At 67.1% G+C, this 13,857-nt stretch carries 15 protein-coding genes; 6 read left to right on the top strand and 9 right to left on the bottom strand.

Going from position 1 to position 13,857, the window contains the following annotated elements; genetic code table 11:
* The first annotated feature begins 2 nt into the window (after window positions 1-2).
* Window positions 3-578 (top strand): GNAT family N-acetyltransferase, encoded by a 576-nt coding sequence (locus tag F0U60_RS40325; RefSeq protein ID WP_395807835.1) that lies wholly within the window; start codon window positions 3-5, stop codon window positions 576-578.
* Between the two features lie 54 nt (window positions 579-632).
* On the opposite strand, the gene F0U60_RS40320 is transcribed toward F0U60_RS40325, so the two are convergent.
* From F0U60_RS40320 to F0U60_RS40310, 3 genes are read right to left on the bottom strand one after another with little or no spacing between them, the layout of a single operon-like run.
* Complete coding sequence (locus F0U60_RS40320; RefSeq protein WP_395807833.1) at window positions 633-1,556, bottom strand: hypothetical protein; 924 nt, start codon at window positions 1,554-1,556, stop codon at window positions 633-635.
* Window positions 1,553-2,029, bottom strand: coding sequence for a phage holin family protein (locus F0U60_RS40315; protein WP_395807831.1), 477 nt, complete (start codon window positions 2,027-2,029; stop codon window positions 1,553-1,555). Before F0U60_RS40315 ends, F0U60_RS40320 begins: the two co-directional genes overlap by 4 nt.
* 10 nt (window positions 2,030-2,039) lie before the next feature.
* Entirely contained in the window at window positions 2,040-2,477 is a 438-nt protein-coding gene (locus F0U60_RS40310) for a hypothetical protein (protein ID WP_395807829.1), read from the bottom strand.
* Window positions 2,478-2,669: 192 nt separating this feature from the next.
* On the opposite strand from F0U60_RS40310, the gene F0U60_RS40305 reads away from it, so the two are divergent.
* Window positions 2,670-3,494, top strand: coding sequence for a pseudouridine synthase (locus tag F0U60_RS40305; RefSeq protein ID WP_395807827.1), 825 nt, complete (start codon window positions 2,670-2,672; stop codon window positions 3,492-3,494).
* A 6-nt stretch (window positions 3,495-3,500) separates the two neighbouring features.
* Here the strand turns inward: F0U60_RS40305 and F0U60_RS40300 are convergent, their stop codons facing one another.
* The 5 genes from F0U60_RS40300 to F0U60_RS40280 form a co-directional block, all read right to left on the bottom strand.
* Window positions 3,501-4,325, bottom strand: coding sequence for an aminotransferase class IV (locus F0U60_RS40300; RefSeq protein WP_395807825.1), 825 nt, complete (start codon window positions 4,323-4,325; stop codon window positions 3,501-3,503).
* A complete protein-coding gene (locus tag F0U60_RS40295; protein WP_395807823.1) occupies window positions 4,322-4,894 on the bottom strand; it encodes an anthranilate synthase component II in 573 nt (190 codons plus the stop codon). Before F0U60_RS40295 ends, F0U60_RS40300 begins: the two co-directional genes overlap by 4 nt.
* Window positions 4,891-6,366, bottom strand: coding sequence for an anthranilate synthase component I family protein (locus tag F0U60_RS40290; RefSeq protein WP_395807820.1), 1,476 nt, complete (start codon window positions 6,364-6,366; stop codon window positions 4,891-4,893). Before F0U60_RS40290 ends, F0U60_RS40295 begins: the two co-directional genes overlap by 4 nt.
* A 101-nt stretch (window positions 6,367-6,467) precedes the next feature.
* On the bottom strand, window positions 6,468-6,872 hold the full coding sequence (gene rnk, locus F0U60_RS40285) for a nucleoside diphosphate kinase regulator (RefSeq protein WP_395807818.1): 405 nt from the start codon (window positions 6,870-6,872) through the stop codon (window positions 6,468-6,470).
* 473 nt (window positions 6,873-7,345) lie between these two features.
* A complete protein-coding gene (locus F0U60_RS40280; RefSeq protein WP_395807816.1) occupies window positions 7,346-7,801 on the bottom strand; it encodes a cupin domain-containing protein in 456 nt (151 codons plus the stop codon).
* Window positions 7,802-7,904: 103 nt separating this feature from the next.
* Between F0U60_RS40280 and F0U60_RS40275 the strand changes: the two genes are divergently transcribed.
* Window positions 7,905-9,356: a PLP-dependent aminotransferase family protein gene (locus F0U60_RS40275; protein ID WP_395807814.1), complete on the top strand. Its 1,452-nt coding sequence runs from the start codon at window positions 7,905-7,907 to the stop codon at window positions 9,354-9,356.
* A 45-nt stretch (window positions 9,357-9,401) separates the two neighbouring features.
* Window positions 9,402-10,211: a GNAT family N-acetyltransferase gene (locus F0U60_RS40270; protein WP_395807812.1), complete on the top strand. Its 810-nt coding sequence runs from the start codon at window positions 9,402-9,404 to the stop codon at window positions 10,209-10,211.
* A 36-nt stretch (window positions 10,212-10,247) separates the two neighbouring features.
* Here F0U60_RS40270 and F0U60_RS40265 read toward each other — a convergent pair whose 3' ends face one another.
* Complete coding sequence (locus F0U60_RS40265; protein WP_395807809.1) at window positions 10,248-10,886, bottom strand: glutathione S-transferase family protein; 639 nt, start codon at window positions 10,884-10,886, stop codon at window positions 10,248-10,250.
* Window positions 10,887-11,005: 119 nt separating this feature from the next.
* Between F0U60_RS40265 and F0U60_RS40260 the strand changes: the two genes are divergently transcribed.
* Both F0U60_RS40260 and F0U60_RS40255 read left to right on the top strand, forming a co-directional pair.
* Window positions 11,006-11,734, top strand: a complete 729-nt coding sequence (locus tag F0U60_RS40260; RefSeq protein WP_395807807.1) for a helix-turn-helix transcriptional regulator — start codon at window positions 11,006-11,008, stop codon at window positions 11,732-11,734.
* A gap of 343 nt (window positions 11,735-12,077) precedes the next feature.
* Window positions 12,078-13,850 carry a glycoside hydrolase family 71/99-like protein gene (locus tag F0U60_RS40255; protein WP_395807805.1) on the top strand — a complete coding sequence of 591 codons (1,773 nt, stop codon included), beginning with the start codon at window positions 12,078-12,080 and terminating at the stop codon, window positions 13,848-13,850.
* Window positions 13,851-13,857: the final 7 nt, after the last annotated feature.

Genomic DNA, 13,857 nt, shown 5'->3' with positions numbered 1-13,857 from the left:
CCATGCTGCTCACCACGCCCCTGTCCACGCCCCGCCTGCTGCTGCGCGAATTTGAGGAGGAGGACTGGCGCTTCACCCACCCCTACGAGTCCGATCCCGAGGTGGTGCGCTACCAGTCCCACGGTGTTCGCACTCCGGAGGAGAGCCGGAGCTACATCCGCAGGGTGATGGACCTGGCGCGTGAGACGCCTCGGAGCGTCTACGACTTCGCGGTGGTGCTGCGCGACGGCCACCGGCTCATCGGCCGCTGTGGCATGCGCATCACGGACTTCGAGCAGCGAGAGGCCACCGTCTGGTACGTCCTCGATCGCTCGCGGTGGGGCCAGGGCTACACGTCCGAGGCCGCACAGGCGCTCGTGGACTTCGGCTTCGGAACGCTCGGTCTGCACCGCATGTGGGCCGACTGCGACCCGCGCAACCCGGCCTCCGCCCGAGTGATGCAGAAGCTGGGCATGCGCCAGGAGGCTCACTTCCGAGAGAACATGTTCATCAAGGGGGAGTGGTGCGACTCCCTCATCTACGCCCTGCTCGATCGCGAGTGGCGGGCTCGCGTCTCGGCTCCGGCGGACAGTCGATAGAGCAAGGCCGGGCGAGGCGTTGTCCGCCCCGTCCGGCCTCGTGCGCTCCGTGACTCAGTGCACGGAGGTGTAGTCATCGAGCGGCGGCAGTGGCGGGATGGAACCCCGCTCCCGCTCGCTCTCCGCGGAGGCGGACGACCGGAACTCTTCCTCCTGGCCGCGCGTGTCCTCGGACTGACCCGACAGCTTGCTCTCGAGCTGATCGCCCAGGTCGGAGATGCGCTCCTTCACCTTGCTCTTGGCGGGCTCAATGAGCTGGCGCTCGCGGTTGGTCACCGGGATGAGGCTGGCACACAGCGCGCCGATCGCGAGGCCGCCGATGGCCAGCAGCACCGGATTGTCGGTCACGGTGCTGTACCAGTCGGAAGCCTGGTGCCGCATCTCGCCCCGGTCCGGGATGCGCTCGCGAAGCCCATGGGCCTTGTCCACGGCCCGGTCCACCATCCCGCTGGCGCGCTCCTTGAGATCAGACGCCTTGTCCTTCGCCATGTCCACGGCGTCCGAGGCGCGGCTCTTCAGGTTGCTTTCCCCGGCGTTTACGTCACCCACGTCCGTGCTGGTCCGCACGCCGACGTCACTGCCGCGCATGCCCCGTACGTCTCCGGTGGGCCTCATCAGGCCGCCCTCGGGCGCCGGAACCAGCGATGGCGTCTCCAGGTCGTGACGGCTGTACATGCGGCGACCGCCGATGTCCGAGCCGTCATGGCGCACGTCGAAGGCCTTCTTCATCAGCACGGAGCCCACTCCGGCGCCGATGATGGCGCCCAGCATGCTCCATCCCTTGGGCGTATCTGCCCGATCCTTGATGTCATAGGTCCTGCGCATCACCGCCTCCTTGGCATGCGTCTTCAGTTCGTCTGCCTTCTCGGTGACCCGTTCCCGGGCCTGCTCTTTGATCTCCGTGACCTTGTCCGCGGCGAGCGCCTTGATGTGCTCTGGCTCCATGCGACGGGCCAGCTCATCGGCGAGCTCGCTCATGCGTGCCCGTGCATCTGTGATTTCACGGATTGGAACGTCCTGCTCGCCCATTGCCCGTCCTCCTTCAGGGTTTGGATTGTCTTGGTGGGTGCGTGGAGTTGCTTCATGCTCTTGATGCCCGCGAAGGCGACGCCCGCGCCGATGGCGAGGAAGGCCACCGTGACGATCAGCGTCGCGGCCCAGAAGGGCAGCACCATCGCCAGCAGGGCACAGGCGAAGAGCATGAAGGCGATACCTCCGATGAGGAGCAGCGCGCCGCCCACTCCCACCATGACGCCGCCGGCCTTGAACTTCGTTGCTTCCTGGCTCAGCTCGGTCTTCGCGAGGGAGAGCTCCGCGCGGATCAGCCGCTTGGCCTGATCGAAGAACTCGCCCACGAGCGAGCCGAAGGCGCGCTCCGACATGCCGTCGCCGGAGACGGTGCGCTCTTCATAGGTGTAACTTCCGCGAGTCTCTGGATTGCCGGGTCGCATCGTGGCCTCCCTATTCCTTCAGGACGCGGGCGGCGAGGAACCCCAGGGCGATGCAGCCAGCGAAGAAGGGCGCAGGCTTCTCGCGGACGAACTGCCGCGCGTCCTGCATCAACTCCTCGGTGGTGCCGTTCTCGATGCGGTCGGAGAACTTGCGGATGTAGCCCACGGCGCCATGGAGCACCTGCTGCGACATGCCATCGGCGTTCTGCGAGGCGTTCTCCAGCGTGGAGATGAATCCCTGCAGGCCCTTAACGAGCTCGTCCTTCCGGCTGTCCACCTGATGGTAGACCCGATCCCGGGTCACGCCGGTGAAGCGCTTCACCTGCTCCTTGCCCTGAGCCGCGAAGCCGGTGTCAGCGCTCTGGGCCGACACACCACTCGCGCCGATGTTCGAGCCGGTGTTGGTGAAGCTGCTCCCTTGGATGCCTCCTTCAGTCACGGTTGCCATACGGTCTTCCTCCGAGTCTGTTGGAACGTTGTGCTGCTCATGCAGGAATGACCCACACATGGCTCAAGCTAGGCACGCTCAGGAATGCGCCAGGATGGGGAGGGGGAACGCTCGCGAAGCAGGCGGCGGAGGAAGGTGCTCGCGCGTGGGGAATAGGAATGGGAAACAGGTGAACAGGGAGCAGGTGCGCTGATGGCGAGGAAGCCGAAAACACCGCGGTGGCTGGAGGCCGCGCGGCGACGCAAGGAGCCCGTGCCGGAGGGGCAGCGCGCGGACTGGTTGGTGCGCGCCCTGGGCCGAGCGGGGGTGTTGCCGCGGGCTGAAGCGGAGCAGGCCCTGCGCGAGGGCAGGGTGGAGGTGGACGGACGGGTGGAGACGGAGCCCTTCGCACCGGTGCACGCGGGGAGCGTGGTGCGGGTGGATGGGCAGCTGCGCACGCTGGAGGCGCGGACGCTCGCGTTGATGTTCCACAAGCCCGCGGGGGTGGTGGTGCACGGGAGCGATCCCGAGGGCATCGGCACCGTCTTCGAGCGACTGCGCGCGGTGCTAGCGCCAGAGCTACGAGGCTACGAGTGGTACGCGGTGGGGCGGCTGGATCGAGACACCACGGGCCTGTTGCTCTTCACGAACGAGGAGCGACTGGTGGCGCACGCGACCTCTCCGGAGACCCACGTGTCCAAGCGATACGTGGCAGAGGTCGAGGGAACCCCCTCGGAGGCGGCGCTCCAGCGGCTGCGTGAGGGCCTTGTCCTGGAGGATGGACCGACGAGGCCGGCGGGGGCTCGGCTGCTGGCTCCCAGTCAAGTCGAGCTGATGCTGACCGAGGGGCGGCACCACCAGGTGAAGCGGATGCTGGCGGCGGTAGGACACCCTGTGAAGACGCTGCATCGAGAGGCCGTGGGAGAACTCACTCTGGATGTACCCGAGGGAACCTATCGCCAGCTCACCGATGCCGAGATTGCGCAGGGCCTCGGCTTCCACGCCATTCCCTCTCCCTCTGGGAGAGGGCCAGGGTGAGGGTCGTCACCCTTCTCGCCGTGCAAACTCCCGCACCACAGTGCGCGCATACCCGGCCCATTCATGGCTCTCGGGCAGCGCGCGCCCGAGCAGCAGTGGGACAGCGAGGACCAAACTGACAGAGTTGGTGAGGACACAACCCCGCACGTCCCCGAGCCGCTCCCGAGTCAGCACCCGCTCCACGACAGGCAATCCTCCGAGCCGACCTTCCTCCAGAAGCACGGATCGGATGACCCCCGGCAGACACGGGGCCTCCAGCGGCGGGGTCACCACCGTGTCCCCCACGAGGAAGAACAGGTTCCCATTCGGAACCTCGCACAGCTCTCCGGCCTCGTTGACGAAGACGGTCCCTCGCCCGAGGTGTGTGTACTGCCGGAGGTACGAGAGGCTCTTGTGATTCAGGGAGGGATCTCCGCGGCGGTAGCAGCGGTCCTCCACCTCATCGAGGACCCACCCGTCGCGCAGCGTGCGCTCGTGTTGGGGCGCCAGGGAGCGGAAGGACAGCAGCAGCCGACCATCTCCCGCCACCCACTTGCCCACGCCTGTGAAGCGCGGCCCCAGGTGGACATCCGCCTCCAGGCATCGGCGCAGCGCCTCGCGCACAGCACCAGCGGTGAGCACTTCCGGCGGAGGCGCGCGTACGCAGCTCGCATGGGCGGCGAGACTCGAGCGGAGCCGCGCGAGGTGCCGCTCGAGGAACATCGGGGCCCCTTCCTCGATGAGGAACGTCTCGAAGAAGCCCGCGCCGAAGAAGAAAGACTGGAGGAAGTCCTGAAGCCGCAGTTCTTCCAACCGCCGCACCTCTCCGTTCACCGCGACCGTGTCCATCATCCGATGCGCGCCTCCATGAACCTGGCGAGCAGGTGGTTTCCGTGCGGCGTGAGGAAGGACTCGGGATGGAACTGGATGCCTTCCAGCCACGGGTGCTCGCGGTGGCGCAGGCCCATCACCAGGTCACCGCACCACGCCGAGACCTCCAGACACTCCGGGAGACTCGCTCGGTCCACCACCAGCGAGTGGTAGCGAGCGGCGACGAAGGGATTCGGCATCCCGTGGAAGACACCCCGGCCATCGTGGTGAACCTCACCCGTCTTCCCGTGCACAGGCACCGGGGCGCGGACGACGCGCCCTCCGAAGACCTGTCCGATGGATTGGTGACCCAGACACACGCCGAGGATGGGGACTCGACCCGCGAAGGCGCGGATGAGCTCCAGGGAGATGCCTGCCTCGTTCGGCGTGCAGGGGCCCGGGGAGATGACGATGTGGTCCGGTCTCAGCGCCTCCGCCTCGGCGAGTGTGAGCGCGTTGTTCCTCACCACCTTCAGCTCCGCCCCGAGCCCGCCCAGTGCTTGCACGAGGTTGAAGGTGAAGGAGTCGAAGTTGTCGATGAGCAGCATCATGACGCGTCTCCCACCGGGCGCGCGGACAGCGCGAGCAGCAACGAGCGCGCCTTGTGCAGCGTCTCCTGGTACTCGCGCCTTGGCTCCGAGTCGTGGACGATGCCCGCGCCCACCTGTACCCAGGCCCTTCCGCCCTTGAGCACCATTGTGCGGATGACGATGTTCAGGTCCATCTCTCCCGTGAAGCTCAGGTACCCGAGCGAGCCCGTGTAGAGGCCTCGCGCGTGTGGCTCCAGCTCGGTGATGATCTGCAGGGTGCGAATCTTTGGCACACCGGTGATGGTGCCTCCCGGGAACACCGCCGCCACCACGTCGAGCGGCTCCACGCCCGGCGTCAGCTGACCCACCACCTCGGACTCGATGTGGATGACGTGGGCGTACTCGATGATCTCCATGAGCTTCGTCACCTGGACGCTGCCGTGGACGCAGACGCGCCCCAGGTCGTTGCGCTCCAGGTCCACCAGCATCGCGTGCTCGGCGCGCTCCTTCTCGCTGGTGCGCAGCTCGTGGACAAAGCGGGCGTTCTCCTCCGGCGTCCCCTTGCGGCGCGTACCCGCGATGGGCCGCGTGATGGCTCGGCCGTCCTCCACCCGCACCAGCCGCTCGGGCGATGCGCTCACCACCTCCACTCCGTCTACCTCCAGGTAGCTGGCGAAGTGCACGGGGTTGAGGGTGGACAGGGCCTCGTACAGCTCCAGCGCGGACAGCCTTGGCTCGACCTCCAGCCGCTGCGAGAGGTTCACCTGGTAGGTGTCCCCCGCGCGGATGTACTCCCGTACGCGCTCCACCGCGCGCAGATAGTCCTCCTGCGTGAAGTTGGAGCGCCATGCCACGTCGGGCGCCTGCTCGTTCCCGAGGCGCCACGCAGGCGTCCTGGGCTTACGGGCATCGACCTCACGTACCACTTGCTCCAGCTCCGCCACCCGCCGGTCGCAATCGTCGTAGTCGCTGCCCGTGGCCACCAAGAGCGCGCGGCCCTCCTGGTGGTCCACGGCAACGAACGTGTCCACGAAGTCCAGCGCGATGTCCGGCAGCCCCAGGTCGTCGTTTGGGTGGCGTGGTAGCGACTCGAAGTAGTGCGCGGCCTCGTAGGCGAAGAAGCCCACTGCGCCGCCGCAGAAGAGAGGCATCCCCGGCAGCCGGAGGCCTCGCGAGCGCTTCAGCAACTCGCGCAGGGTCTCCAGGGGAGGGCCCGGGCGCGGCTCGCCGTTCACCTCGCACCGCCCACCCTTGGCCCGGAAGGTGAGGAACGGCTTCGAGCCCACGAAGGAGTAGCGCCCCTCGCTGGACGTCCGGGTGCTCTCCAGCAGGAAGCGATGTCCCGGGGGCAGTGCTCGCAGCAGCTCCAGCGGCCGTAGGCCGTGGAACTCCACGGTGCGGAAGAGAGGGACCTGATCATAGCCCTGGGCCACGAGCGCCTCGAAGCGCTCGCGGCTCAAAGGAACCGGAGGAGGGGAGGGGGACACCGACATGAGCGGAGGGCTTCTAACAGAGGCCGCGCGCCCATGTTCATCGTCTGTCCGCCTGCCTCCCTCACCCCTTTGAGCTCAAGAGGGGTGAGGGGAGGGAGGGCTCAGTGAAAGTGGCCGGCTGCCTGGGGCTGATAGGTGACCGAGACGATGCGTAGGCGCTTGTGCTTGCCCCCAGGCAGCTCCCATTCGATCTCTTGCCCCACCGAGAGCCCGAGCAGCGCCGCGCCTACGGGCGCCAGCACGGACACCCGCCCATGCTCCAGGGACGCATCCTGGGGATAGGAGAGTGTCACCTCGCGCGTCTCCCCCGAATCCTCGTCCCGGTACACCACCCGGCTGTTCATGGTGACCACGTCAGGCGGTATCTGGCTGGGCTCGACGACCTCCGCGCGCAGCAACTCCGCATCGAGCGTCTCCGCCTTATCTCCGGCGGTCGTGTCGATGAGAGTCCGCAGCCGCTCCATGTCCGTCGACGTGACCACGATCCTCGGCTCTTGCGTGCTCATGACTACTCAATCCTTTGACCCTGCGTGCGGCCGGTCAACCGAGCAGGAACCGAGCCGTGCCTGCATGGCGGCAGGGCGTCGGGAAGCGGACGTCCCACCGGGCGATACCCTGACGGTACGTCAAGGATTGAGCGGCTTCAGGAGCGGAGGGCAAATGACAAAAAACAAATCGGGGAGGAGCTGCCCCATCAGCTCCTCCCCGACTCGTTCCCCAACCCACTTCCCCCGAAGTGCTACTGCTCTGCCCCTCCCCCCAAACGACCGACCCCAACCCGCCCGTCCTGCCCAACCCGCCCGTCCTGCCCCGAACCGCCCGTCGACTTCTTGCCTGGGGGCTATAGCAGTCCGCGTGCCACGCCTTTCTCGTCCCATCCCTTGTGATTCAGGGGGCTTACAATGGTGGGTGGGCGGTAGTGCCCCGGAGGGCAGTAAGACTTACGGCGGCGGACCCTTTCGAAGAGCAGGTGGCCACATCACTCCTGGAGATCCAGCATCGGAATGCCGTTTTTCTGGCACCAGCCCCGATACACCTCGAATTGTGAGAGGCAGGTTGCTCGCTTCACAACTTCGCCGCGCTCATCGAGGTACTCGACCGCGCCGTACGCGGTGACGTGAACGATGACGGGCTCGGTGCCCACGGCCATCCAGCTGTCAACGTTGCCGGCGGGTTCGTAGACATACCCGCCTGGACCCACCAACTCGCCCGTGTCGAGCAGCTTTCGCTGGCCCACGAGGTTGAACCCGTGGACCTCTCCTGTATGGCGATGACGGGGAATGATGGTTCCGGGCTCGAGGCGCAAGAGCTGGATTCGGCCGAGCTCATTGCGGAGGAAGCGGAGGGGCTTGAATGAGAACCCAGGACTCAGCGGAACCCAGGGGATGCGCTCGGTATCAATGAAACGCGACGACACGACAGCCTGTTGGGACATGACGGCTCCTCTTGGAATGGCGCGGAAGGTGCCATGGGCTCTGGTCCACTAGGAGAGCCACAATTGACGAAAGTCACTGGGCCAAGTTACAGGCCGAGGTCGCATGGAGCTTCACGTCAACCTTCAGAACCGGCGGGACCTGGCGGGGCAGATCTACCGGGGTATCCGAGCCGCGATTCTTGACGGACGTCTGCGCCCGGGCGACCGGCTGCCTCCCACGCGCGAGCTGGCCGTGCGCCTCGACGTGTCTCGGAACACCATCGCGGTTGCCTACGAGTGGCTCACGGCGGAAGGGTTGCTGGCCGGTCGCGCAGGCGTCGGAAGCTTCGTCCAGGGAGAGGTGCGCACCACCGGCGTTCGAAAGGTCTCGAGCCCCGGGCGGCCCTTGAAGCTCCGCGAGTTCTGGCGCGAGCTCCCGGGTTCGAGCGAGCCCAGGACTCCCGTTGCTTACGAGTTCCGCGTGGGCATCCCAGATGCCCGGCTGTTTCCATTCGAGACGTGGCGCCGGTTGGTCGCGCGACAGTTGCGCGCCGCGACGCAGACGGCGGATGACGGCGAGCCCGCCGGTCATCCCGCACTCCGGGCCTCCGTCGCTCGGCACGTCTTCCTGGCACGCGGCGTTCGCGCGACCGCGGACGAGGTGCTCATCACGCAAGGGGCACAGCAGGCGCTCGATCTCATTGGGCGCGTGCTGATTGAGCCAGGGGCGTGTGTGGCCGTAGAGGAGCCGGGCTACCCGCCGGCACGACTCCTCTTCCAGTCACTGGGGGCCAGGGTGGTGGGTGTTCCCGTGGACGCCGAGGGCCTCGATGTCAGCGCGTTGCCGCATGATGCTCGGCTTGTGTACGTCACGCCCTCGCACCAGTTTCCGCTCGGGGTGGCCATGTCCCCCTCTCGTCGCAACGCCCTGCTGGCCTGGGCCGAGCAGCGAAACGCCGTGGTGATTGAAGACGACTACGACAGCGAATTCCGGTTCGGCGGTCGTCCCCTCGAGACCTTGCACGGGCTCGATCGCTCCGGGCGGGTCGTCTATGTCGGCTCGTTCTCGAAGGTGATGCTGCCCGGGCTGCGCCTGGGGTTCCTTGTCGCGCCGCCCTCCCTCTTCGCCGCTCTGCGGATGGCGAAGTCCGTGGCTGATGGGTACTCGCAATGGCCCGTGCAGGCGGCATTGGCCCGGTTCATCGACGAGGGCCACCTCGCTCGGCACATCCGCAAGATGCGACGTGAATACGAGTCCCGGCACGAACGCATCGTGGAGGCGTTGACGCGCCACTTCAGCCCGTGGCTGGAGCCGGTTCCTTCGCGGGTCGGTCTCCACGTGAGCGCGGTCTTCAACCGGAGCAGTACCCGGTGGGAGCAAGACGTCGTCGCGCAGGCGAGGGAGGCGGGAGTGGGGGTGCAATCCCTCTCGGAATACTGCGCGGAGCGGTCTGCCCAGCACGGGCTCATTCTGGGCTACGGTGCGATGGCGACGAACAGGATCGACGAGGGGCTACGGCGATTGCGCGCCAGCTTCGAGGCCGTCTCGCGGGCGCGGTCGCTTGCGCGTGGATGAGCGTCCCGGCACGCTGGCCGCTGCTCTCCCACCCGAGTCGCCCCCATGGACCTCACGCCAGCTTCTGAGTTGCCGCTCCACTCCCTCTCCACGCTCTTTGCCCGCGCCTTCGAGGGCTACTTCGTCACCATTCCCGACGCGCCCTTGCTGTTCGACGCGCGCGTGCGGGGCGAGCACATCTCCCTGGCAGACAGCCGTATCGCGCGAGTGGACGGCGAGCCGGTGGGGTTGGTGCTGATGGCTCGGCGGGGGCGGGTGAGCCGAGTCGCGGGCATGGGCATTGTGTCCACACACCGCAACCGCAAGCTCGGGGGTGCCATGCTGCTGCCCTTGATGGAGGAGGCGCGTGCTCGCGGGGACACGCGGATGCAGTTGGAGGTCATCGAGCAGAACCTCCCCGCGGTGAAGCTCTACGAGCGTCTGGGTTTCCAGCGCGTGCGCCGGCTGGTGGGGTTCATGGGGACTCCCACTCCCGAGCCTGCTGCACTGGAGGAGGTGGACCCCTTGGTCTGCGCGCGGCTCCTCCCCGAGGGGCTGCCCTGGCAGGTGGCGCCGGCCACCCTTGCGGGGCTGGCGCTCCCCTCCCGGGCCTTCCGGCTGGGGCCCGCGGTGGCGGTGCTCGGAGATGTCTCCGCGCCCACGCTTGCGCTGCGGGCCCTCGCCGTGGAGCCAGAGGCGCGAGGGCAGGGGGCCGGACGTCGGCTGCTGCGCGCACTGGCGGCGGCCTGGCCCGGCAAGCCGATGGCGGTGAGTGCCATCGTCCCGGAGGGGCGGTGCGAGCGCTTCTTCCTCGGGGCGGGGTTCTCACCTCTGGCGCTCTCGCAGCTCGAGCTTGCCCATTCCCTGACACCGTAGTGCCGTCCGCCTGCGCGCGCGTGACGGCGCTGGCGGTCAACCGCGGGCGGCGGGCGGCGGCGCAGGCGGCGTGGTGCGCTTCCACGCCTCGAGCGCCTGCACGCGCCCGAGCCAGGCCTGGATGTTCGCGTAGTCCCCGATCGGCAGGCGCGCCGGACCGGCGAGGGCGAACGACGCGGCCAGGGAGAAGTCAGCGAGCGTCAGGCGATCCTGCGCGACCCACGTCCTGCCCGCGAGGTGCGCGTCCAGGATCGGTGCGTGCTGCGCGAAGAGCGCCTCTCCCCGCGCGACCTCGGCGGGATCCGGCCTGCCGCCCGTCAGCGCCTTCACGAAGTTCTCGAAGACCAGGATCGTGTTCGCCGGGGCCATGTGGGTCGCGCACCAGAAGAGCCAGCGGCTCACATCGGCGCGGCCGCGCGCGTCCGTCGGGAGCAGGGTCTGCCCCGGCGTCTTTTCGGCCAGGTACTCCATGATGGCGCGCGACTCCCACAGCACGAAGCCGTCGTCATCGAGGACCGGGACGCGCCCGTTGGGGTTGCGCCCCAGGTGCGGCGCCCCGCGCTGCTCTCCTTTGGTCAGGTCGACCATGATGCGCTCGAGGGGCACGTCGAGGTGGGTGGCCACGAGCAGCACGCGGCGCGAGTTTCCGGACATGGGGTGGAAGTAGAGCTTCATGGCAATCCTCTTGGACGGCACCGTGCCGTCTCCTTCGCGGCCGTGGTGGCCGATGCCCCCCTTGCTACCGCCACCCTGCTGCCAGCATGCTGTCAGCATCGATTCACGATGATGGTTTCATGAGACGCGCCGAACGCCTTTTTCAGATCATCCAGATCCTCCGGCGGGCCCGGGGGCCAGTCACCGCCGACGCCATCGCCGCCGAGCTGGAGACCTCCAAGCGCAGCGTCTACCGCGACATCGCCGCGCTGATGGACCAGCGCACGCCGATCCGAGGCGAGGCAGGCGTGGGCTATGTGCTGGATGTTGGCTTTGACATGCCACCCCTGATGCTGACGGCCGATGAGATCGAAGCTGCGGTTCTGGGCGCCCAATGGGTGGCCGGGCGCGCGGATCCCTCCCTGGCCCGGGCCGCGAGGGATTTGATTGCCAAGATCCGCGCCACCGTGCCCGAGCGCCTGCAACCCTATGTGCTCGAGCCGGCCTCCGGTACGCCGCCCGTCTGGAACGTGACTCCCGACGGGCTGGACGTCGCCGGAGTGCGCGCCTCCATTCGCGAGGGCCGCAAGATCGTCCTTCGCTATCGCGACGAGCAGGGCCGCACGAGCGAGCGCACTGTCTGGCCCGTCATCGTCGGGTACATGGACACCGTGCGCATCCTGATTGCGTGGTGCGAGCTGCGGCGGGACTTCCGCAGCTTCCGCACGGACCGGGTGGTGGGCGCGGACTTCCTGAACGAGTCCTATCCTGAGCGTCCCGCCTCCTTACGAGCCCGGTGGCGCCGCTCGCTGGAGGCTCGCGAGCGTCCGGCCCCACGGCGGCAGGCTGCTGCTCCCGGTCGCTCATGAATCGTCCGATGAATGGGTTGCGCATGCTCCCTCTCCCTCTGGGAGAGGGCGGGGGGTGAGGGTATGTCTCCCCGTGTTGTTCTCTGCCCTGGTTCGTCTCGGAGCACGAGACTCCTGGTCCTTGTTCCCAGTCAGGAACACCAGGTGGGAAATACCCTCACCCTAGCCCTCTCCCAGAGGGAGAGGGGACATACACTGTCTTGACAAGCTGGTTTTGCGTTGTTTCCCTGTTCGGATGAACGCGAAACGGTCGAGCCGATTGTTCCTGGCGGTAGCTCTGTCGATCTCCGGGGTAGGTTGTGTGGAGCCGGGTGAGTCCACGCAATCGAGCCCCTCGGAACCCGTGCGTGAGGCGAGCCAGGCGGTCGTCACGCAAGGCATTCGGGACAAGGTCATCGTCGGTTACCAGGGCTGGTTCACCGCCTATGGTGACGGCTCCCCCGTCGAGCGGTGGTCTCACTGGTCGGCCGGTGTCTACCGGTCCAACGAGGGGGTGCCCGCCCCCGGCCATCAAACCTTCGAGCTGTACCCGGACATCTCGGAGTACGCGGCCGGGTCGCTCTTCCAGACCGGCTATGCGCCGCTCGGCAACGGGGCTCCGGCGAAGCTGTTCTCTTCGTACCCCGCAGACGTCGTGAACAAGCATTTCCAATGGATGCAGCAGTACGGCCTCGATGGGGCCGCACTGCAACGGTTCCTCACGACGGATGGGGTGTTCATGGCGCATCGCGACAGTGTCGCGACCAAGGTGAGGGCCGCCGCCGAGGCCACCGGGCGCCTCTTCTATGTCATGTATGACGTCTCTGGCCTGAACGAGGCCACCTTTGTCCAGATGGTGAAGGACGACTGGACGAGCAAGATCATCGGCCAACTCCGGCTCACCTCCTCCTCCCGCTACGCGGTGCAGGATGGCAAACCGGTGGTCGCCATCTGGGGCTTGGGCTTCACGGATCGGCCGGGCACCGCCGCACAAGCCTCGGAGCTCATCGAGTGGTTCCGAGCCCAGGGCACCTATGTCATTGGCGGTGTCCCGACGAACTGGCGCGACAGCCGCGAGGACTCGAAGCCCGGCTTCATCGAGGTGTACAAGAAGTTCGACATGATCTCTCCGTGGACCGTCGGGCGCTACGCCACGGACGCCGATGTCGACAGCTACAAGAACAACTACCTGATCCCCGACCGCGATTACTGCGCCACCTACGGCAAGGCCTATCAGCCGGTCTTGTTCCCCGGCTTTGCCTGGTCCAACTGGAATGGCGGGACGAAGAATCAGATCCCCCGGCGCGGGGGCGCGCTCCTGTGGAAGCAGGCCGTCAACATCCGCAGCGCGGGCATTCCCTCGGCCTACATCGCCATGTTCGACGAGTACGACGAGGGCACGGCCATTGCGAAGGCGGCTGAGGACTCGTCGATGGCTCCCACCAACCAGTACTTCCTCACGCTGAGCTCCGATGGCAGCTACATCTCCTCCGACTTCTATCTGCGTCTGGCGGGCAAGGTGACGCGGATGATCGCGGGGCTCGATGCGCTCACGCCGAGCGTGCCCATCCCCTATACGAATGGCCCGGTCTGGTTCCGGTCGGGTGCGGAGGAAACGGACGCCGCGCTGACGTGGAGCAACACCATCGATTCAACGGGAGGGGGGGTTCAGGGGGTGACGGGTTACGGAGGGACCGGCAGCGTCGGGTTCGGAGTCGTGGCGGGCGAACAGGCCCACAGCGGGAGCCGGGCGCTGCGGATCTCCGGGCGCGATACGCTCACCACGGGAGGCTCCTTCGCCTACTTCAAGGCCTACGACGTCCACATCCCGGTGCAGTCCACGACCCAGCTGTCCTTCTGGACATACCCACAGAACAGCCTCTCCCAACACGTGACCGTGGATCTCGTGATGACGGACGGCTCGACGCTCCGGGACTCGGGTGCGACGGACATCAACGGCATCAGCATGCACCCCGGAGCCAGCCGTGGCACCGTCAACGCGTGGACACAGACGAAGTCCCGGATCGGTCAATGGCTCGCGGGCAAGACGATCGACAGGATCCTGATCACCTATGATTACGGCCCCCTGACGGGTGACTTCCGCGGGTACGTCGACGACATCGAAGTCGCCAACTAAGAGGAAA

This window comes from Archangium minus, from assembly GCF_044360475.1.
Lineage (GTDB): Bacteria > Myxococcota > Myxococcia > Myxococcales > Myxococcaceae > Archangium > Archangium minus.
This window is presented reverse-complemented; position numbering and strand designations above follow the sequence as displayed.